The following is an 18,449-nucleotide window of genomic DNA, read 5'->3' on the forward strand; positions in this document are numbered from 1 at the left end:
TCGCATGTCCTTCGAGTTGCTTGCCACCGATGGCAAGGCTCGTCGCGGACGCCTGACCTTCCCCCGCGGAACCGTGGAAACCCCTGCGTTCATGCCGGTGGGCACCTACGGCACGGTCAAGGGCATGCTGCCGCGTGACATCGAGGCGATTGGCGCGGAAATCATCCTCGGCAATACCTTCCACCTGTGGCTGCGCCCGGGCATGGAGGTGATCAAGGCCCACGGCGACCTGCACGATTTCATGCAGTGGAAAGGTCCGATCCTGACCGACTCCGGCGGCTTCCAGGTGTTCAGCCTCGGTGCGATGCGCAAGATCAAGGAGGAGGGCGTGACCTTCGCTTCTCCGGTGGACGGTTCCAAAGTGTTCATGGGCCCGGAAGAGTCGATGCAGGTGCAGCGCGACCTGGGTTCGGACATCGTGATGATCTTCGACGAGTGTACGCCGTACCCGGCCGATGAAGACGTGGCGCGGGTGTCGATGGAACTGTCGTTGCGCTGGGCCCAGCGTTCGAAGAATGCCCATGGCGAAAACACGGCGGCGCTGTTCGGCATTGTCCAGGGCGGCATGCACCGCGACCTGCGCATGCGCTCGCTGGAAGGCCTGGACAAGATTGGTTTTGACGGCCTGGCGATTGGCGGCCTGTCGGTGGGCGAACCGAAGCACGAGATGATCAAGGTGCTCGATTACCTGCCGGGCGAAATGCCCGCTGACAAACCTCGTTACCTTATGGGCGTTGGCAAACCGGAAGATCTGGTTGAGGGTGTGCGCCGCGGGGTGGACATGTTCGATTGCGTGATGCCAACCCGTAATGCCCGCAATGGGCATCTGTTCATCGACACCGGTGTGCTGAAGATCCGTAACGCGTTTCATCGCCATGATGATTCGCCGCTCGATCCGACGTGCGATTGCTACACCTGCCAGAACTTCTCCCGTGCTTATCTGCATCATTTGGACAAGTGCGGCGAAATGCTCGGCAGCATGCTCAATACCATCCACAATTTGCGCCATTATCAGGTGCTTATGGCTGGTTTGCGCGAGGCTATCCAACAGGGTACATTGGCCGCCTTTGTCGAGGCCTTCTATGCCAAGCGCGGGTTGCCTGTTCCGCCTTTGGACTGAGTTTTCCGATCCCTAGATTCAATACTTGCAACTGGAGTGCTAAATGAGCTTTTTTATCTCTAACGCCATGGCCGATGCCGCTGCACCTGCAGCTGCGCCAATGGGTGGCGGTTTCGAGTGGATTTTCCTGGTCGGCTTCCTGGTCATCTTCTACCTGATGATCTGGCGTCCACAGGCCAAGCGCGCCAAAGAGCAGAAGAACCTGCTCAGCAGCTTGCAGAAAGGTGATGAAGTGGTCACCACCGGCGGCATCGCTGGCAAGATCACTAAAGTGGCTGATGACTTCGTGGTACTGGAAGTGTCCGACACTGTTGAAATGAAGTTCCAGAAGGGCGCCATCGCGGCCACGCTGCCAAAAGGCACGCTGAAAGCGATCTAAGTAACAACTTCTCTTCAATCGACGGGGCGCGCAAGGCGCCCCGCGTCATAAGCGGGCGGCGTGATGCTGAACAAATACCCTCTGTGGAAATACCTACTGATCCTGGCGGTGCTGGCGGTCGGTCTGATTTATTCCGCTCCCAATCTTTACCCGGATGACCCGGCCATTCAGGTCAGTGGCGCAAGCACTGCGCTGCAGGTCACCCAGGCCGATCTGGACCGTGCGAGCGCTGCGCTCAAGGCTTCCAATATCGAGGTCAAGGCTGCGTCCATCGCTGAAAACGGCAAGGGCGGCCTGTTGCGCCTGGTCAAGTCTGAAGATCAGCTGCCGGCCAAGGACGTGGTGCGCAAGGCGTTGGGCGACGACTACGTTGTAGCCCTGAACCTGGCCCAGACCACCCCGCAATGGCTGCGCAATCTTGGCGCCCACCCAATGAAGTTGGGCCTGGACTTGTCCGGTGGCGTGCACTTCCTGCTGGAAGTGGACATGGAAAAAGCCCTCGACGCACGCCTGAAAGTCTACGAAGGCGACGTCAAGAGCCTGCTGCGCAAAGAGCGCGTGCGTTATCGCAGCCTGCCGCAGTTCGAAGGTGCCATTCAACTGGGCTTCAGCGATGAAGACGCCCGCGAACAGGCTCGTGCGCTGGTCCGCAAGAATTTCAACGATTTCGACATTGTACCGGCCGACCTCAATGGCCAACCGGTGCTGCGTCTGGCGATGACCCCGGCCAAGCTGGCGGAAATCCGCGAATACTCCATCAAGCAGAACTTGACCACGGTACGTAACCGCGTCAACGAGCTGGGTGTGGCCGAGCCGATCGTGCAGCGCCAGGGCGCCAACCGCATCGTGGTTGAGCTGCCAGGCGTGCAGGACACGGCCGAAGCCAAGCGTATCCTCGGCAAGACCGCCAACCTGGAATTCCGCCTGGCTGCTGAGCCGGGTGCGTCCAAGGCCACTTCCGAGAGCTTCGAGTTCCGTGAAGGCGGTCGTCCGGCGGCGCAGATCGAGCGTGGCCTGATCATCACTGGTGACCAGGTGACCGACGCCCAGGCGGGCTTCGACGAGCAGGGTCGTCCGCAGGTGAACATTCGCCTCGACGGCCACGGCGGCGAACTGATGAGCCGCGCCACGCGCAGCAACGTCGGTCGCAGCATGGCGGTGATCTTCATCGAGCAGAAGCCGACCACTACCTACACCAAGCAAGTGGTCAACGGTGTCGAGAAAGACGTGCCGGTGCAGACCTTCAAGGAAGAGAAGAAGATCATCAGCCTGGCGACCATCCAGTCGCCACTGGGCAGCCAGTTCCGCATCACCGGCCTGAACGGCCAGGGCGAATCCTCGGAACTGGCCTTGTTGCTGCGTGCCGGTGGCCTGGCCGCGCCGATGTACTTCGCTGAAGAACGCACCATCGGCCCGAGCCTGGGTGCCGACAACATCACCAAGGGTGTCGATGCATCCCTGTGGGGCATGTTGTTCGTGTCGCTGTTCATCATCGCCATCTACCGCTTCTTCGGCTTGATCGCCACGGTTGCGCTGGCGGTGAACATGGTGCTGCTGCTGGCCCTGATGTCGTTGTTGGGCGCGACGCTGACCCTGCCGGGTATCGCCGGTATCGTCTTGACCATGGGCATGGCGGTGGACGCCAACGTGCTGATCTTCTCGCGGATACGTGAAGAAATCGCCGCGGGCATGTCGGTCCAGCGGGCAATCAACGAAGGCTTCGGCCGCGCATTCACTGCGATTATCGACTCCAACCTGACCACGTTGCTGGTCGGCGGGATTCTCTTTGCCATGGGCACCGGCCCGGTCAAGGGTTTCGCAGTGACCATGTCCCTCGGGATCTTTACCTCGATGTTCACAGCCATCATGGTGACCCGTGCAATGGTCAACCTGATTTATGGTGGTCGTGACGTCAAGAAGTTGTGGATTTAAGGGGCTGCCATGTTACGTACAATCAACTTCATGGGCGTTCGCAACATTGCGTTCGGCGTCACATTGTTCCTCACGGCCCTGGCGTTGTTCAGCTGGGCCACCAAGGGCCTGAACTACGGCCTGGACTTCACCGGCGGTACGCTCATCGAGCTGACCTACGAGCGTCCGGCTGACGTCAGCAAGGTGCGTGAGCAACTGGCGACCTCGGGCTACAGCGATGCCGTCGTGCAGAGCTTTGGCGCCACCACCGATTTGCTGGTGCGCATGCCAGGCGAAGACCCGCAACTGGGCCACCAGGTAGCCGAAGCCTTGCAGAAGGCCGGCGGCGACAACCCGGCCCAGGTCAAGCGCGTGGAGTTCGTCGGCCCGCAAGTGGGTGAAGAACTGCGCGACCAGGGCGGCCTCGGCATGCTGTTGGCCCTGGGCGGCGTGATGCTCTACCTGGCCTTCCGCTTCCAGTGGAAGTTCGCGGTGGGGGCCATTGTCTCGCTGATCCACGACGTGATCGTGACCGTGGGCATCCTGTCGTTCTTCCAGATCACCTTCGACTTGACGGTGTTGGCGGCGGTGCTGGCGATCATCGGTTACTCGCTCAACGACACCATCGTGGTGTTCGACCGGGTGCGTGAGAACTTCCGTGTGTTGCGCAAGGCGTCCTTGATCGAGAACATCAACATCTCGACCACCCAGACCCTGTTGCGGACCATGGCGACGTCGATCTCCACCTTGCTGGCGATTGCCGCGCTGTTGTTCTTTGGCGGCGACAACCTGTTCGGTTTCTCCATCGCGCTGTTCATTGGTGTGATGGCGGGTACTTACTCGTCGATCTACATCGCCAACGTGGTGTTGATCTGGCTGAACTTGAGCTCCGAGGATCTGATTCCTCCAGCCGCTACGGAGACCGAGGTGGACGACCGCCCGTAAGGTTCGGTTTTCCGTCCGTCACCACTGAAAAGGCGCGAGTTGAACTCGCGCCTTTTTTTGTGCTCCAAGGCTGGGAGAAGCGCGGATTATTCCGCTTGTGATGGTCAGGAGGTTCAAGTGAACAAATCGATGCTGGTTGGTGCGGTATTGGGTGCTGTCGGTGTAACAGCCGGTGGTGCGGTCGCCACCTACAGCTTGGTAAAAAGTGGCCCTGAGTATGCGCAAGTATTGGCCGTGGAACCGGTCAAGACCCAGATCAAGACTCCGCGTGAAGTGTGCAAGGACGTCACCGTGACTCGGCAGAAGCCAGTCCAGGACCAGCACCAGATCGCCGGCACCGTGCTCGGCGCTGTGGCCGGTGGCCTGTTGGGCAACCAGATCGGCGGCGGCACCGGCAAGAAAATCGCCACCGTGGCCGGTGCGGCTGGCGGCGGTTATGCCGGTAACAAGATTCAGGAAGGCATGCAGGAACGCGACACGTACACCACCACCCAAACTCGCTGCAACACGGTCAATGACATCAGCGACAAGGTTGTAGGCTACGACGTTCGCTACATGCTCGACGGCAAGGAAGGCAAAGTCCGTATGGACCGCGACCCGGGCAACCAGATCCCGGTGAGCAAGGAAGGCCAACTGATCCTGGGTCAGAACGAACCAGCGCAGTGATCCAGCCGCTATGAAAAAGCACCCTTCGGGGTGCTTTTTTCATGCCCACAATTCACGCGCCACCCCGAATCCCCTGTGGGAGCGAGCTTGCTCGTGAAGCGGTGGCTCAGCTTGCATCGATATTGAATGTGCCGGCCTCTTCGCGAGCAAGCTCGCTCCCACATTGGATCTGCGGTGGGCACAAATCTTATGCCTACCCCAAATCTCCTTGTGGGAGTGGGCTCGCTCGCGAAAGCGGTGGTTCAGCCTGCATCCATGTTCCAGATGCGATCCGTCGTGGCGAGGGGATTTATCCCCGCTGGGGCGCGTAGCGGCCCTAATTGCGGCCAGCCAAGTGTGTCAGGCAGATTAAATTTGGCTGCTGGGGAGGGGGCTGCTGCGCAGCCCAGCGGGGACAAATCCCTCGCCACGGGTGAGTGAGGTGAGCACGTAGGCATAAAAAAAAGCACCCCGAAAGGTGCTTTTCTCTAGTCGAGCTGCTTAGCGCTTCAGCGAAGCCGGCAAATGCGGCTGGATGGCCGTCAGCACAGCCTTGAAGCATTTGGTGTTGCCGGCAACGATGTGGCCTTTTTCAAGGAAGTCGTGGCCGCCGGTGAAGTCGCTCACCAAGCCGCCAGCTTCCTGGATCAGCAGGGCGCCCGCAGCCATGTCCCACTCGGACAGGCCCGACTCCCAGAACGCATCGAAACGGCCTGCTGCAACATAAGCCAGGTCCAGGCTTGCAGCACCGGCGCGGCGGATGCCAGCGGTCTGGCCGACCAGGGCGCGGAACATGCCCAGGTAGTTGTCCAGGTTATCCATCTGGTCGTCACGGAACGGGAAGCCGGTACCCAGCAAGGCGCCGTCGAGGCTGGTGCGGCCGCTGACGCGCAGGCGACGACCGTTCAGTTGGGCGCCACGGCCTCGGCTGGCGGTGAATTCTTCCTGGCGAACCGGGTCCAGTACGACGGCGTGTTCCAGGCGACCACGGTATTTGCAGGCGATGCTGACAGCGAAGTGTGGAATGCCGCGCAGGAAGTTGGTGGTGCCGTCCAACGGATCGATGATCCACAGGTACTCTTCGCCTTCGATGCCGGTCCCGGCATGCATGCCGGTCTCTTCACCGAGGATGGAGTGGTTCGGGTAAGCCTTGCGCAGGGCGTCGACGATTTTCTGTTCGGCGGCGCGATCCACCTCGGACACGTAGTCCTTGGCGTCTTTTTCATCGACCTTGATGGTATCCAGGCGCTCGATGGAGCGGAAGATCAGTTCACTGGCGCTGCGGGCGGCGCGCAGCGCGATATTCAGCATGGGCTGCATGGATGTGTCACCTAAGGTTGTTAAAGAAAGCCGCGCATTCTATCAGAACTTTTTCTCAGGAGAAGGTTGGTGTTCGCTTTCATAGCTTAACGGTAGGTGCTTAGGTAAGATTTGCTCCCTTTGTCGTGTTCGAGAGCGCCTCCCTTGTTGCAGAACATTCGTGTCGTCCTGGTCAATACCAGCCATCCGGGAAACATCGGCGGAGCTGCGCGGGCCATGAAGAACATGGGCCTGTCGCGGCTGGTACTGGTCGAGCCCCGTTCGTTTCCCCACCACGAAGCCGATGCCCGGGCATCCGGCGCCAATGACATCCTGGCCAATGCCGAGGTCGTCGCCACGCTGGAAGACGCCCTGGTGGGTTGCAACCTGGTGCTCGGCACTAGTGCCCGCGACCGCCGCATTCCCTGGCCGTTGCTCGATCCCCGAGAATGCGGCACCAAAGTGGTCGAGGAGGCCGGGCAGGGCGGGCAGATCGCCTTGGTGTTTGGCCGTGAAGATTCCGGCCTCACCAATGAAGAGCTGCAGCGATGTCATTTCCACGTGCATATCCCTTCCGACCCCGGCTTCAGCTCGCTGAACCTCGGGGCGGCGGTGCAGGTGTTGAGTTATGAAGTGCGCATGGCCTGGCTGCAAGCCGAGGGCCAGCCCAGCAAGCTGGAAAAATACGAGGCGACGTCGCCGCGCAGTGAGACACTGGCGACCATGGACGAACTGGAGCGATTCTATGAACACCTGGAGCAGACCCTGGTGGACATCGAATTCCTCGACCCGGACAAGCCTCGGCACTTGATGGCGCGCCTGCGTCGGTTGTACGGACGAAGCTCGGTAAGCCGGGCGGAAATGAATATATTGCGCGGCATCCTCACGGAAACCCAGAAAGCGGCCCGTGGCGAGCTGATTAAGCGGAAGGAATAAAATGTTCGAACGTTTGCGTGAAGATATCCAGAGCGTCTTTCATCGTGACCCGGCGGCGCGCAATGCCTTTGAAGTGTTGACCTGCTACCCGGGGATGCACGCCATCTGGATCCATCGCCTGTCCGGCGCCCTGTGGAACATGGGCTGGAAATGGCTGGCGCGGCTGGTCTCGAACTTCGGGCGCTGGCTGACCGGGATCGAGATCCACCCGGGCGCCAAGGTCGGTCGCCGGTTCTTCATCGACCACGGCATGGGCATCGTCATTGGCGAGACCGCCGAAATCGGCGACGACGTGACGCTTTATCAAGGCGTGACCCTCGGCGGCACCAGTTGGAACAAAGGCAAGCGTCACCCGACGCTGGAAGACGGCGTTGTCGTGGGGGCTGGCGCCAAGGTGCTCGGGCCGTTCACGGTCGGGGCCGGGGCGAAAGTCGGCTCCAATGCGGTGGTGACCAAGGCCGTGCCGCCCGGCGCCACTGTGGTGGGCATTCCAGGGCGGATCATCGTCAAGTCCGATGACGAGCAGGACGCCCGTCGCAAGGCCATGGCCGAAAAGATCGGCTTCGACGCCTACGGTGTCGGCGAAGACATGCCCGACCCGGTCGCCCGCGCCATCAACCAGTTGCTCGACCACCTGCAAGCAGTGGACGGGCGCCTGGAGGGGATGTGCGGCGCCCTGAAGGAATTGGGGAGTAATTATTGTGCCAAGGACCTGCCTGAACTGCGCGAGGAAGACTTTGCGTGTGTGAAGGACAAGGATGAGACCCAGGCCAGCTGAAACCCTGCTGGCCTCATCGCGAGCAAGCTCGCTCCCACATGGAATTTGCGTCGTACATGAATTATGTGCTCGCCAGAGAGCCCTGTGGGAGCGAGCTTGCTCGCGATGAACGATAACGCGGTATCGCTGGTCGTTAGCCGCCTACCTTTGCTATCATTCGCGCGCTCTTTTGCGGGTAAACCTGAGTAAAGCACTAGGTCTTATACTTGACTTAAATACTCGGGAATTGCATACTCGCCCCCATTCCGAACTCCGTGGTAATTGTCCATGCGACTGACTACAAAAGGCCGATACGCCGTGACCGCAATGCTCGATCTGGCATTGCATGCGCAGCACGGGCCGGTGTCCCTCGCCGATATCTCCGAGCGCCAGGGCATTTCCCTGTCCTACCTCGAACAACTGTTCGCCAAGCTGCGCCGCAGCAACCTGGTCTCCAGTGTTCGCGGCCCCGGCGGCGGCTACCAGCTGTCGCGCGAGATGCAAGGCATCCAGGTCGCCCAGGTGATCGATGCCGTGAACGAATCGGTCGATGCGACCAAATGCCAGGGGCTGGGCGATTGCCATGGCGGCGATACTTGCCTGACCCATCATCTGTGGTGCGACTTGAGCCTGCAGATTCACGAATTTCTGAGTGGTATCAGCTTGGCCGACCTTGTGACTCGCCGTGAGGTGCAAGAAGTAGCCCAGCGTCAGGACCAGCGCCGTTGCAATGGCAAGGCGCCGCACCTGGACAAGATCGAAGCGTCCGCCGTCGAATGACCGCCGCAGAGCACGCGGAACGCCAGCCAGCCTGATTTAGGAGAGAGTCCATGAAATTGCCGATTTACCTTGATTACTCTGCGACCACCCCGGTTGATCCGCGTGTCGCGCAAAAGATGAGTGAATGCCTGCTGGTCGACGGAAACTTCGGTAACCCGGCGTCCCGCTCCCACGTCTTTGGCTGGAAGGCCGAGGAGTCGGTGGAAAACGCCCGTCGCCAAGTCGCCGACCTGGTCAACGCCGACCCGCGTGAAATCGTCTGGACCTCCGGTGCCACCGAGTCCGACAACCTGGCAATCAAGGGTGTCGCGCATTTCTACCACACCAAGGGCAAGCACCTGATCACCTCGAAGATCGAGCACAAGGCTGTCCTGGACACCACGCGCCAACTGGAGCGTGAAGGCTTCGAAGTCACCTACATCGAGCCCGGTGAAGACGGCCTGATCACCCCGGCCATGGTCGAAGCCGCCCTGCGCGACGACACCATCCTGGTTTCGATCATGCACGTGAACAACGAAATCGGCACCGTCAACGACATCGCCGCCATCGGCGAGCTGACCCGCTCCAAGGGCGTCCTGTTCCACGTCGACGCGGCGCAGTCCACTGGCAAGGTCGACATCGACCTGTCCAAGCTGAAAGTCGACCTGATGTCGTTCTCCGCCCACAAGACCTACGGTCCTAAAGGCATCGGCGCCCTGTACGTCAGCCGCAAGCCGCGTGTTCGCCTCGAAGCGACCATGCACGGCGGCGGTCACGAGCGTGGCATGCGTTCCGGTACCCTGGCGACCCACCAGATCGTCGGCATGGGCGAAGCCTTCCGCGTCGCCAAGGAAGACATGGCGGCCGAGAACGTGCGCATCAAGGCCTTGAGCGACCGTTTCTTCAAGCAGGTCGAGCACCTCGAAGAGCTGTACGTCAACGGCAGCATGACCGCCCGCGTCCCGCACAACCTGAACCTGAGCTTCAACTACGTTGAAGGCGAGTCGCTGATCATGGCACTCAAGGATCTGGCCGTGTCGTCCGGTTCGGCGTGCACCTCGGCGTCGCTTGAGCCTTCGTACGTACTGCGCGCCCTGGGCCGCAACGACGAATTGGCCCACAGTTCCATCCGCTTCACCTTCGGCCGCTTCACCACCGAAGAAGAAATCGATTATGCCGCGCAGAAAGTCTGCGAGGCCGTGACCAAGCTGCGCGCTCTGTCGCCGCTGTGGGACATGTACAAAGACGGCGTCGACATTTCGAAAATCGAATGGGCGGCGCACTGAGAAGTCGCCACCAGAGCGGCTCCACTGATGAGGATTGAAGCAAATGGCATATAGCGAAAAGGTCATCGACCACTACGAGAACCCGCGCAACGTCGGCAAGATGGACGCGCAGGATCCTGACGTCGGCACCGGCATGGTCGGCGCCCCGGCGTGCGGCGACGTGATGCGCCTGCAGATCAAGGTCAACGAGCAAGGCATTATCGAAGACGCCAAGTTCAAGACCTACGGCTGCGGTTCCGCCATCGCGTCCAGCTCCCTGGCCACCGAGTGGATGAAGGGCAAGACCCTCGACGAAGCCGAAACCATCAAGAACACCCAGCTGGCCGAAGAACTGGCCTTGCCGCCAGTGAAAATCCACTGCTCGGTACTCGCTGAAGACGCCATCAAGGCCGCCGTTCGCGACTACAAGCAGAAGAAAGGCTTGATCTGATCCGCGTTACGGTAAGGAGTTTCCATGGCTATCCAGATGACAGAAGCGGCAGCTAAGCATGTGCAGCGTTCTCTTGCAGGGCGCGGCAAGGGCGAGGGTATCCGCCTGGGTGTTCGCACCACGGGCTGTTCCGGCCTCGCCTATGTACTGGAATTCGTCGACGAAGTCGGTGAAGACGACCAGGTGTTCGAAAGTCATGGTCAGAAAGTGATCATTGACCCGAAGAGCCTGACGTACCTGGACGGCACCGAGCTGGATTTCGTCAAGGAAGGGTTGAACGAAGGTTTCAAGTTCAACAATCCCAACGTGCGCGGTGAATGTGGCTGCGGCGAAAGCTTCAACATCTGAGGCTGCTCGTGGGTACTCCTTGTCATTTTGCGTTGTTCCAGTTGCAGCCTGCTTTCCAGCTGGACCTCGATCAGTTGTCCGCGCGTTATCTGGAACTGGCCCGTGGTGTCCACCCCGATCGCTTTGCCGATGCCTCCGAGGCGGAGCAGCGGCGGGCGCTCGAGCAGTCGGCGAACCTCAACGAGGCTTACCAGACGCTCAAGAACCCGGCCAAGCGCGCGCGTTACCTGCTCGCCATCAGCGGTCATGAGCTGCCCCTGGAAGTCACGGTCCACGATCCCGAGTTCCTGTTGCAGCAGATGCAATGGCGCGAGGAGCTTGAAGACCTGCAGGACAGCGCCGACCTGGCCGGTGTCGCGGTTTTCAAGCGTCGCCTGAAAGATGCCCAGCACACACTGAACGAAAGCTTCGCAGCCTGCTGGAACGATGCCGCGCAACGCGAACAGGCCGAACGCCTGATGCGGCGCATGCAGTTCCTCGACAAGCTCACCCACGAAGTGCGCCAGCTAGAAGAGCGCCTCGACGATTAACCCAGTGCCGCTCCGGTCGCACGCCTGATTACAGATAAGTCCTGATTACGATGGCCCTACTGCAGATCGCCGAACCCGGCCAAAGTCCACAACCGCACCAGCGTCGCCTGGCTGTCGGGATCGACTTGGGTACCACCAATTCCCTGGTCGCTGCCTTGCGCAGCGGTCTTTCCGAACCGCTGGCCGACGAGCAGGGACGGGTGATCCTGCCGTCCGCCGTGCGTTATCACGCCGACCGCGTTGAAGTGGGCGAGTCGGCCAAGCTGGCCGCCGCCACCGATCCCCTGAATACCATTGTCTCGGTCAAGCGCTTGATGGGTCGTGGTCTGTCCGACGTCAAGCAACTGGGCGATCAATTGCCGTACCGCTTCGTCGGTGGCGAATCCCATATGCCGTTCATCGAAACCGTCCAGGGCCCGAAAAGCCCGGTAGAGGTTTCCGCTGACATCCTGAAAGTCCTGCGCCAACGTGCCGAAGCGGCGTTGGGCGGTGAACTGGTGGGGGCGGTGATCACGGTGCCGGCCTATTTCGACGACGCTCAGCGCCAAGCCACCAAGGACGCCGCCAAGCTCGCCGGCCTGAACGTGCTGCGCCTGCTTAACGAGCCGACAGCAGCGGCCGTTGCCTACGGCCTCGATCAGCACGCCGAAGGCCTCGTCGCGATCTACGACCTGGGCGGCGGTACGTTCGATATTTCGATTCTGCGCCTGACTGGCGGTGTTTTCGAAGTCCTGGCCACCGGCGGCGACAGTGCCCTGGGCGGCGATGACTTCGACCATGCCATCGCGGGCTGGATCATCGAGCAAGCGGGCCTCTCCGCCGACCTCGACCCGGGTGCGCAACGCCACCTGCTGCAAACTGCCTGCGCCGCCAAGGAAGCCTTGACCGACGCCAACACGGTTGAAGTCGTTTATGGCGAGTGGAAAGCGGCGCTGACCCGCGAAGCCTTCGATGCCCTGATCGAACCCATGGTCGCCCGCAGCCTCAAGGCCTGCCGCCGTGCCGTGCGCGATTCCGGCGTAGAGCTCGAAGACGTCAAGGCCGTGGTCATGGTCGGGGGTTCGACCCGCGTGCCTCGGGTTCGCGAAGCCGTTGCCGAAGCCTTTGGCCGCCAGCCACTGACCGAAATCGACCCGGACCAGGTGGTCGCCATCGGCGCCGCGATCCAGGCCGATACCCTGGCCGGCAATAAGCGCGACGGCGGCGAACTGCTGTTGCTCGACGTGATCCCGTTGTCCCTGGGGTTGGAAACCATGGGCGGCCTGATGGAGAAGGTCATCCCGCGCAACACCACCATCCCCGTTGCCCGCGCCCAGGACTTCACCACTTATAAAGACGGCCAGTCGGCCATGATGATCCACGTGCTGCAAGGTGAGCGTGAGCTGATCAGCGACTGCCGTTCCCTGGCCCGCTTCGAATTGCGCGGCATCCCGGCCATGGTCGCCGGTGCGGCGAAGATCCGCGTGACCTTCCAGGTCGATGCCGACGGTCTGCTCAACGTTTCCGCTCGCGAACTGGGTTCGGGCGTGGAAGCGAGCATCCAGGTCAAGCCTTCCTATGGCCTGACCGACGGTGAAATCGCCAAGATGCTCAAGGATTCCTTCCAGCACGCCAGCGACGACAAGGTCGCCCGTGTGCTGCGCGAGCAGCAGGTTGACGGCCAGCGCCTGGTCGAAGCCGTGCAGGCCGCTCTCGAAGCCGATGGCGAGCGCCTGCTTGACGCCGAAGAGCGCATGGTCATCGAAATGCAGATGCAAGAACTCTCCGAATTGATCAAGGGCACCGATGGTTATGCCATCGAGCAGCAGACCAAGCGTCTGTCGCAAGTCACCGATGCCTTTGCTGCCCGCCGCCTGGACTCGACGGTGAAAGCCGCCCTGGCGGGGCGCAACCTGAATGAAATCGAGGAATAACTGATGCCGCAGGTGATTTTTCTGCCCCACGAGAAGTTCTGTCCGGAGGGCATGGTCGTGGAGGCTGAGCCCGGAATTTCGATTCTCGAGCTGGCCCATGAGCACCATATCGAGATGGAAAGTGCCTGTGGCGGCGTCTGCGCTTGCACGACCTGCCATTGCGTCATTCGCGAAGGGTTCGACTCGCTGGAAGAAGCGGACGAACTGGAGGAAGATTTCCTCGATCGGGCCTGGGGCCTGGAAGCGCAATCGCGCCTGGGTTGCCAAGCCATCGTCGGCACCGAAGACCTGACCGTCGAGATTCCGAAATATTCGCTTAACCATGCGGCCGAAGCGCCGCACTGATGGTGATACTGTCATGAGCTATGGTTGGACTGATGTACAACGCATCGCAGAAGAACTGGCCGAAGCCAAGCCGGACGTGAACCCGAAGGCTGTGAATTTTGTCGATTTGCAGCGCTGGATCATGGAATTACCCGATTTCGACAACACCTCTGGCCGTTGTGGCGAGAAGGTCCTGGAGGCTGTCCAACAGCTCTGGATCGACGAAATCGACTGATCGACCCGGCAGGTTAGGCAATACCCCTGAACCCGCGTATAATTCGCGGGTTTAATTTTTCGCAAATTACCGTTTCTGGAGTTACACCATGGCTGTTCAACGTACTTTCTCCATCATCAAGCCTGACGCCGTTGCTAAAAACGTGATCGGCAAGATCGTTACCCGCTTCGAAGACGCTGGCCTGCGCGTTGTAGCTTCGAAAATGAAGCAACTGTCCAAAGCCGAAGCCGAAGGCTTCTACGCTGAGCACAGCGAGCGCGGTTTCTTCGGTGAGCTGGTTGCCTTCATGACTTCCGGTCCGGTTGTCGTTCAGGTGCTGGAAGGCGAAAACGCCATCGCTCGCAACCGTGAGCTGATGGGCGCTACCAACCCTAAAGAAGCTGCTCCTGGCACCATCCGTGCTGACTTCGCTGAATCCATCGACGCCAACGCCGTCCACGGTTCGGACTCCGAAGCCGCCGCTGCTCGCGAAATCGCTTACTTTTTCTCCGCTACTGAAGTAACCACTCGCTAAGCCCAGGCTTTTGAGTGAAGGTGAATCCATGACTACATCGAACGGCAAAACCAACCTGTTGGGCCTGACCCAGCCGGAAATGGAGAAATTCTTCGACTCGATCGGGGAGAAGCGTTTCCGTGCCGGCCAGGTGATGAAATGGATTCACCACTTTGGCGTCGACGACTTCGACGCCATGACGAATGTCGGCAAGGCCCTGCGCGAAAAGCTCAAGGCTGTTGCCGAGATTCGCGGCCCCGAAGTGGTCAGCCAGGACATTTCCAGCGACGGCACCCGTAAATGGGTGGTGCGCGTGGCGTCCGGCAGCTGCGTCGAGACCGTCTACATCCCCCAGGGCAAGCGCGGCACCTTGTGCGTTTCGTCCCAGGCAGGCTGTGCCCTGGATTGCAGTTTCTGCTCCACCGGCAAGCAAGGCTTCAATAGCAACCTCACCGCCGCCGAAGTGATCGGCCAGGTGTGGATTGCCAACAAATCCTTTGGCAGCGTCCCGGCAACCGTCGACCGTGCCATCACCAACGTGGTGATGATGGGCATGGGTGAGCCGCTGCTGAACTTCGACAACGTCGTCTCCGCCATGCATTTGATGATGGATGACCTGGGCTACGGCATTTCCAAGCGCCGCGTGACCCTGTCTACCTCCGGCGTGGTGCCGATGATCGATGAGCTGGCCAAGCACATCGACGTCTCCCTGGCGCTGTCGTTGCACGCACCCAATGACGCATTGCGTAACCAATTGGTGCCGATCAACAAGAAATATCCGCTTAAGATGCTGCTCGAATCCTGCCAGCGCTACATGTCGGCGTTGGGCGAGAAACGCGTGCTGACCATCGAGTACACCCTGCTCAAGGATGTGAACGACAAGGTTGAACATGCGGTCGAGATGATCGAGCTGCTCAAGAACATCCCGTGCAAGATCAACCTGATCCCGTTCAACCCGTTCCCGCATTCCGGTTACGAGCGTCCGAGCAACAACGCGATTCGTCGCTTCCAGGATCAGCTACATCACGCTGGCTTCAACGTCACCGTGCGCACGACTCGCGGCGAAGACATCGACGCCGCGTGTGGCCAATTGGTAGGACAGGTGCTGGATCGCACCCGTCGCAGCGAACGCTACATCGCCGTGCGCGAACTGAACGCCACCGACGATGCAGTGCAGAACGCTGCGAACAGTCACTAAGAGAGGAACTCTATGTCCCTGCGCTTCGCGCTCGTTTTGCTGCTGGCCGGTCTCTGTTCCGGTTGTGTCCTGTCGGGTGACTACAACCCGATGAAGACCAGCAAAGGGCGCGACGAAGCCCGCCAGGCCTATGTGCAACTGGGCATCGGCTATCTGCAGCAGGGCATGACCGAGCGGGCCAAGGTGCCCCTCAAGAAAGCTTTGGAACTGGACAGCTCCGACGCCGATGCCAATGCGGCGCTGGCGCTGGTGTTCCAGGCCGAGCTGGAATCGGAGCTGGCTGACGAGCATTTTCGCAAGGCGTTGTCGGCCCGGCCAAAAGATGCCCGTATCCTGAACAACTACGGCAGTTTTCTTTACGAACAGGCCCGTTACAAGGACGCCTACGAACGTTTCGAGCAAGCGGCCGCCGATACCCTTTATCCCGAGCGTTCGCGGGTTTTCGAGAACCTCGGCATGACGGCCGCGAAACTCGGCCAGCGCGACCTGGCCCGCCAGCAGCTTGAGAAGGCGCTGCGGCTCAACCGCCAACAACCGCGTGCATTGCTGGAAATGGCTGAGTTGTCTTACGAAGACAGGCATTATGTGCCCGCGCGTGACTATTACGAGCGTTTTAGCCTGCTGAGCGAACAAAATGCACGTAGTCTATTGCTCGGCGTTCGGCTGGCACATGTGTTTGAAGATCGCGACAAGGCTGCCAGTTACGGCCTGCAACTCAAAAGACTCTATCCCGGTACGCCGGAATATCAGCAATACCTGTCGGAGCAATGATGAAAGCGGCGCATCCCGAAGTTGTAGCAGCGACTCGCGTAAATCCCGGTGAGACCCTGCGTCAAGCCCGCGAAAGCAATGGTTGGTCGCTGGCCGAAGTGGCCCACAAGCTCAATCTTACCGTGACTTCCCTGAGCAATCTGGAAGCCGGCGCGTTCGACAAATTGCCAGGGCATACCTTCGCCCGGGGCTACATCCGCGCCTATGCCAAATTGCTCGGCATGGACCAGACCGTGCTGGTCCAGCAGTTCGACCAATACACCGGTTCCGACGCCCAGGGCAGCAACGTGCACAGCCTGGGCCGTATCGAAGAGCCCGTGCGTGTTTCCCACACCATTCTGCGCATCGTCAGCCTGTTGCTGCTGATCGCGGTGATCGGTGGCGGTTTTGTCTGGTGGCAGGACCAGGCGTCCTTGCGTACCAAGGAACCGGTTGCGATGAACACCGAGCACGTCGAAGTCGAAGGCGCCGACGGCACCACCCAGATCCATCCGCTGGACGAGCCGGAAGACCAGGCCGTTGCCGAAGGCCAGGCTGAAGGCGAAACCGCACTGGCGTTGCCCCAGGGCCAGGATGGCGCCGAGGCCGATACCGCTGCCGGCACCGAGCCAGCCGCCCCAGCCGCGCAGGCGCCTGTTCCCACGCCTGCAGCGCCAACGGCTCCGGCCCATGCCGGCAGCACTCCGGCGGCGCCTGCTCCTCCGGCCCATGCTGGCAGCACTCCGACAGCGCCTGCTACTCCTGCGCCTGCCACGCCAGCACCTGCCGTGGCGACTCCGGCGGTACCCGCTGCTCCAGCGGCCCCGGCGGCGGGTGACGGCCAGGTCCAGATCCAGTTCACCGCCGATTGCTGGACGCAGATCACCGATGGCAACGGCAAAGTCCTGTTCAGTGGCCTCAAGCGCAAGGGCGACAGCGCGTCTGTCAACGGCAAGCCACCGTTTGCCGTACGCCTGGGTTATGCCCGTGGCGCGCAGGTCAGCTACAACGGCCAGCCGGTCGACATCGCTCCGTTCACCAGTGGCGAGACCGCTCGCCTGAAGTTGGGTCAATAAGTCATGCACGGCGAATCTCCAATCAAGCGTCGCGAATCCCGGAAAATCTGGGTCGGTAACGTGCCCGTGGGCGGCGATGCGCCAATCGCTGTGCAGAGCATGACCAACAGCGACACCAATGACGTGGCCGCCACGGTCGCGCAGATCAACCGCCTGGAAGCCGCCGGCGTCGACATCGTGCGTGTCTCCGTGCCGGACATGGACGCCGCCGAGGCGTTCGGCAAGATCAAGCAACTGGTCAAGGTCCCGTTGGTGGCCGACATTCATTTCGACTACCGCATTGCCTTGCGCGTGGCCGAGCTGGGTGTCGATTGCCTGCGCATCAACCCGGGCAATATCGGTCGCGAAGACCGTGTTCGTGCCGTGGTCGATGCCGCCCGCGACCGCGGCATCCCGATCCGCATCGGCGTGAACGCCGGTTCCCTGGAAAAAGACCTGCAGAAGAAATACGGCGAACCGACCCCAGCCGCGCTGGTGGAGTCGGCCCTGCGCCATGTGGAACACCTCGAACGCCTGAATTTCCAGGACTTCAAGGTCAGCGTGAAGGCGTCCGACGTGTTCATGGCCGTCGAAGCCTACCGCCTGCTGGCCAAGGAAATTGTCCAGCCATTGCACCTGGGCATCACCGAAGCCGGTGGGTTGCGTTCGGGTACGGTGAAATCCGCCGTCGGCCTCGGTATGCTGCTCGCCGAGGGGATTGGCGATACCATCCGCATCTCGTTGGCGGCTGACCCGGTCGAGGAAGTGAAAGTCGGCTACGACATTCTCAAGTCCCTGCACCTGCGTTCCCGTGGCATCAACTTCATCGCCTGCCCGAGTTGCTCGCGGCAGAACTTCGATGTGGTCAAGACCATGAACGAACTGGAAGGGCGCCTCGAAGACCTGCTGGTGCCGCTGGATGTCGCGGTGATCGGCTGCGTGGTCAACGGGCCTGGCGAAGCCAAGGAGGCCCATATCGGCCTGACTGGCGGTACACCGAACCTGATTTACATCGACGGCAAGCCGTCGCAGAAACTGACGAATGACAATCTGGTGGATGAGCTGGAACGGCTGATTCGCCAGAAGGCGGCCGAAAAGGTCGAAGCCGACGCAGCGGTCATCGCGCGCGGTTAAGT

21 protein-coding genes are annotated in these 18,449 nt (G+C 60.8%); 20 read left to right on the top strand and 1 reads right to left on the bottom strand.

Translation table 11 applies throughout. The features are described 5' to 3' along the window. The first annotated feature begins 4 nt into the window (after positions 1-4). The 5 genes from tgt to JMN22_RS17820 all read left to right on the top strand — a co-directional run bounded on the left by tgt (position 5) and on the right by JMN22_RS17820 (position 5,021). Positions 5-1,120, top strand: a complete 1,116-nt coding sequence (tgt, locus tag JMN22_RS17800; RefSeq protein ID WP_161951757.1) for a tRNA guanosine(34) transglycosylase Tgt — start codon at positions 5-7, stop codon at positions 1,118-1,120. Between the two features lie 43 nt (positions 1,121-1,163). Beyond that, entirely contained in the window at positions 1,164-1,499 is a 336-nt protein-coding gene (gene yajC / locus JMN22_RS17805; RefSeq protein ID WP_007956696.1) for a preprotein translocase subunit YajC, read from the top strand. Between the two features lie 63 nt (positions 1,500-1,562). Beyond that, positions 1,563-3,431 (top strand): protein translocase subunit SecD, encoded by a 1,869-nt coding sequence (secD, locus tag JMN22_RS17810; RefSeq protein ID WP_198796289.1) that lies wholly within the window; start codon positions 1,563-1,565, stop codon positions 3,429-3,431. 9 nt (positions 3,432-3,440) lie between these two features. Further along, complete coding sequence (secF, locus tag JMN22_RS17815; RefSeq protein ID WP_198796290.1) at positions 3,441-4,355, top strand: protein translocase subunit SecF; 915 nt, start codon at positions 3,441-3,443, stop codon at positions 4,353-4,355. 117 nt (positions 4,356-4,472) lie between these two features. After that, the gene (locus tag JMN22_RS17820; protein WP_014336691.1) at positions 4,473-5,021 is read left to right on the top strand and encodes a glycine zipper 2TM domain-containing protein; all 549 of its coding nucleotides are present in this window, start codon (positions 4,473-4,475) and stop codon (positions 5,019-5,021) included. Between the two features lie 480 nt (positions 5,022-5,501). On the opposite strand, the gene suhB is transcribed toward JMN22_RS17820, so the two are convergent. Beyond that, positions 5,502-6,320 carry a type III secretion system regulator SuhB gene (gene suhB / locus JMN22_RS17825; RefSeq protein ID WP_003185165.1) on the bottom strand — a complete coding sequence of 273 codons (819 nt, stop codon included), beginning with the start codon at positions 6,318-6,320 and terminating at the stop codon, positions 5,502-5,504. A 144-nt stretch (positions 6,321-6,464) separates the two neighbouring features. Here suhB and trmJ point away from each other — a divergent pair, with 144 nt between their 5' ends. The 15 genes from trmJ (at position 6,465) to ispG (ending at position 18,447) form a co-directional block, all read left to right on the top strand. Next, the gene (gene trmJ / locus JMN22_RS17830; RefSeq protein WP_198796291.1) at positions 6,465-7,235 is read left to right on the top strand and encodes a tRNA (cytosine(32)/uridine(32)-2'-O)-methyltransferase TrmJ; all 771 of its coding nucleotides are present in this window, start codon (positions 6,465-6,467) and stop codon (positions 7,233-7,235) included. 1 nt (position 7,236) lies between these two features. Further along, positions 7,237-8,013: a serine O-acetyltransferase gene (gene cysE / locus JMN22_RS17835; protein ID WP_181287927.1), complete on the top strand. Its 777-nt coding sequence runs from the start codon at positions 7,237-7,239 to the stop codon at positions 8,011-8,013. A 267-nt stretch (positions 8,014-8,280) separates the two neighbouring features. Then, entirely contained in the window at positions 8,281-8,772 is a 492-nt protein-coding gene (iscR, locus tag JMN22_RS17840) for a Fe-S cluster assembly transcriptional regulator IscR (protein ID WP_030139599.1), read from the top strand. Between the two features lie 50 nt (positions 8,773-8,822). Continuing rightward, positions 8,823-10,037, top strand: coding sequence for an IscS subfamily cysteine desulfurase (locus JMN22_RS17845; RefSeq protein ID WP_030139598.1), 1,215 nt, complete (start codon positions 8,823-8,825; stop codon positions 10,035-10,037). A gap of 43 nt (positions 10,038-10,080) precedes the next feature. Continuing rightward, entirely contained in the window at positions 10,081-10,467 is a 387-nt protein-coding gene (gene iscU / locus JMN22_RS17850; protein ID WP_003185157.1) for a Fe-S cluster assembly scaffold IscU, read from the top strand. Positions 10,468-10,491: 24 nt separating this feature from the next. Beyond that, positions 10,492-10,815: an iron-sulfur cluster assembly protein IscA gene (gene iscA / locus JMN22_RS17855; protein WP_030139597.1), complete on the top strand. Its 324-nt coding sequence runs from the start codon at positions 10,492-10,494 to the stop codon at positions 10,813-10,815. A gap of 8 nt (positions 10,816-10,823) precedes the next feature. Then, positions 10,824-11,345 carry a co-chaperone HscB gene (hscB, locus tag JMN22_RS17860; RefSeq protein WP_030139596.1) on the top strand — a complete coding sequence of 174 codons (522 nt, stop codon included), beginning with the start codon at positions 10,824-10,826 and terminating at the stop codon, positions 11,343-11,345. A 50-nt stretch (positions 11,346-11,395) separates the two neighbouring features. Then, positions 11,396-13,258, top strand: coding sequence for a Fe-S protein assembly chaperone HscA (gene hscA / locus JMN22_RS17865; protein WP_030139595.1), 1,863 nt, complete (start codon positions 11,396-11,398; stop codon positions 13,256-13,258). 3 nt (positions 13,259-13,261) lie between these two features. Continuing rightward, positions 13,262-13,603, top strand: a complete 342-nt coding sequence (gene fdx / locus JMN22_RS17870; protein WP_030139594.1) for an ISC system 2Fe-2S type ferredoxin — start codon at positions 13,262-13,264, stop codon at positions 13,601-13,603. Between the two features lie 13 nt (positions 13,604-13,616). Beyond that, entirely contained in the window at positions 13,617-13,817 is a 201-nt protein-coding gene (gene iscX / locus JMN22_RS17875; protein ID WP_198796292.1) for a Fe-S cluster assembly protein IscX, read from the top strand. A gap of 88 nt (positions 13,818-13,905) precedes the next feature. Continuing rightward, positions 13,906-14,331, top strand: a complete 426-nt coding sequence (gene ndk, locus JMN22_RS17880) for a nucleoside-diphosphate kinase (protein ID WP_030139592.1) — start codon at positions 13,906-13,908, stop codon at positions 14,329-14,331. 28 nt (positions 14,332-14,359) lie between these two features. Further along, positions 14,360-15,508 (top strand): 23S rRNA (adenine(2503)-C(2))-methyltransferase RlmN, encoded by a 1,149-nt coding sequence (rlmN, locus tag JMN22_RS17885; protein WP_030139591.1) that lies wholly within the window; start codon positions 14,360-14,362, stop codon positions 15,506-15,508. 12 nt (positions 15,509-15,520) lie between these two features. Further along, positions 15,521-16,279 carry a type IV pilus biogenesis/stability protein PilW gene (gene pilW / locus JMN22_RS17890; RefSeq protein ID WP_198796293.1) on the top strand — a complete coding sequence of 253 codons (759 nt, stop codon included), beginning with the start codon at positions 15,521-15,523 and terminating at the stop codon, positions 16,277-16,279. Further along, on the top strand, positions 16,279-17,334 hold the full coding sequence (locus JMN22_RS17895; RefSeq protein ID WP_198796294.1) for a RodZ domain-containing protein: 1,056 nt from the start codon (positions 16,279-16,281) through the stop codon (positions 17,332-17,334). The genes pilW and JMN22_RS17895 overlap by 1 nt, the downstream gene beginning before the upstream one ends. Before the next feature lie 3 nt (positions 17,335-17,337). Further along, positions 17,338-18,447, top strand: a complete 1,110-nt coding sequence (gene ispG, locus JMN22_RS17900; protein WP_003185136.1) for a flavodoxin-dependent (E)-4-hydroxy-3-methylbut-2-enyl-diphosphate synthase — start codon at positions 17,338-17,340, stop codon at positions 18,445-18,447. Positions 18,448-18,449: the final 2 nt, after the last annotated feature.

The organism is Pseudomonas sp. HB05 (assembly GCF_016756915.1).
Lineage (GTDB): Bacteria > Pseudomonadota > Gammaproteobacteria > Pseudomonadales > Pseudomonadaceae > Aquipseudomonas > Aquipseudomonas alvandae.

Excerpts from the sequence above, each read along its gene's own strand:
- hscA (WP_030139595.1), top strand. The coding sequence starts at position 11,396 with ATGGCCCTACTGCAGATCGCCGAACCCGGCCAAAGTCCACAACCGCAC.
- iscA (WP_030139597.1), top strand. The coding sequence starts at position 10,492 with ATGGCTATCCAGATGACAGAAGCGGCAGCTAAGCATGTGCAGCGTTCT.
- tgt (WP_161951757.1), top strand. The coding sequence starts at position 5 with ATGTCCTTCGAGTTGCTTGCCACCGATGGCAAGGCTCGTCGCGGACGC.
- cysE (WP_181287927.1), top strand. The coding sequence starts at position 7,237 with ATGTTCGAACGTTTGCGTGAAGATATCCAGAGCGTCTTTCATCGTGAC.
- suhB (WP_003185165.1), bottom strand. The coding sequence starts at position 6,320 with ATGCAGCCCATGCTGAATATCGCGCTGCGCGCCGCCCGCAGCGCCAGT.
- iscX (WP_198796292.1), top strand. The coding sequence starts at position 13,617 with ATGAGCTATGGTTGGACTGATGTACAACGCATCGCAGAAGAACTGGCC.
- secF (WP_198796290.1), top strand. The coding sequence starts at position 3,441 with ATGTTACGTACAATCAACTTCATGGGCGTTCGCAACATTGCGTTCGGC.
- JMN22_RS17845 (WP_030139598.1), top strand. The coding sequence starts at position 8,823 with ATGAAATTGCCGATTTACCTTGATTACTCTGCGACCACCCCGGTTGAT.
- ispG (WP_003185136.1), top strand. The coding sequence starts at position 17,338 with ATGCACGGCGAATCTCCAATCAAGCGTCGCGAATCCCGGAAAATCTGG.
- ndk (WP_030139592.1), top strand. The coding sequence starts at position 13,906 with ATGGCTGTTCAACGTACTTTCTCCATCATCAAGCCTGACGCCGTTGCT.
- secD (WP_198796289.1), top strand. The coding sequence starts at position 1,563 with ATGCTGAACAAATACCCTCTGTGGAAATACCTACTGATCCTGGCGGTG.
- rlmN (WP_030139591.1), top strand. The coding sequence starts at position 14,360 with ATGACTACATCGAACGGCAAAACCAACCTGTTGGGCCTGACCCAGCCG.
- JMN22_RS17895 (WP_198796294.1), top strand. The coding sequence starts at position 16,279 with ATGAAAGCGGCGCATCCCGAAGTTGTAGCAGCGACTCGCGTAAATCCC.
- iscU (WP_003185157.1), top strand. The coding sequence starts at position 10,081 with ATGGCATATAGCGAAAAGGTCATCGACCACTACGAGAACCCGCGCAAC.
- fdx (WP_030139594.1), top strand. The coding sequence starts at position 13,262 with ATGCCGCAGGTGATTTTTCTGCCCCACGAGAAGTTCTGTCCGGAGGGC.
- pilW (WP_198796293.1), top strand. The coding sequence starts at position 15,521 with ATGTCCCTGCGCTTCGCGCTCGTTTTGCTGCTGGCCGGTCTCTGTTCC.
- yajC (WP_007956696.1), top strand. The coding sequence starts at position 1,164 with ATGAGCTTTTTTATCTCTAACGCCATGGCCGATGCCGCTGCACCTGCA.
- iscR (WP_030139599.1), top strand. The coding sequence starts at position 8,281 with ATGCGACTGACTACAAAAGGCCGATACGCCGTGACCGCAATGCTCGAT.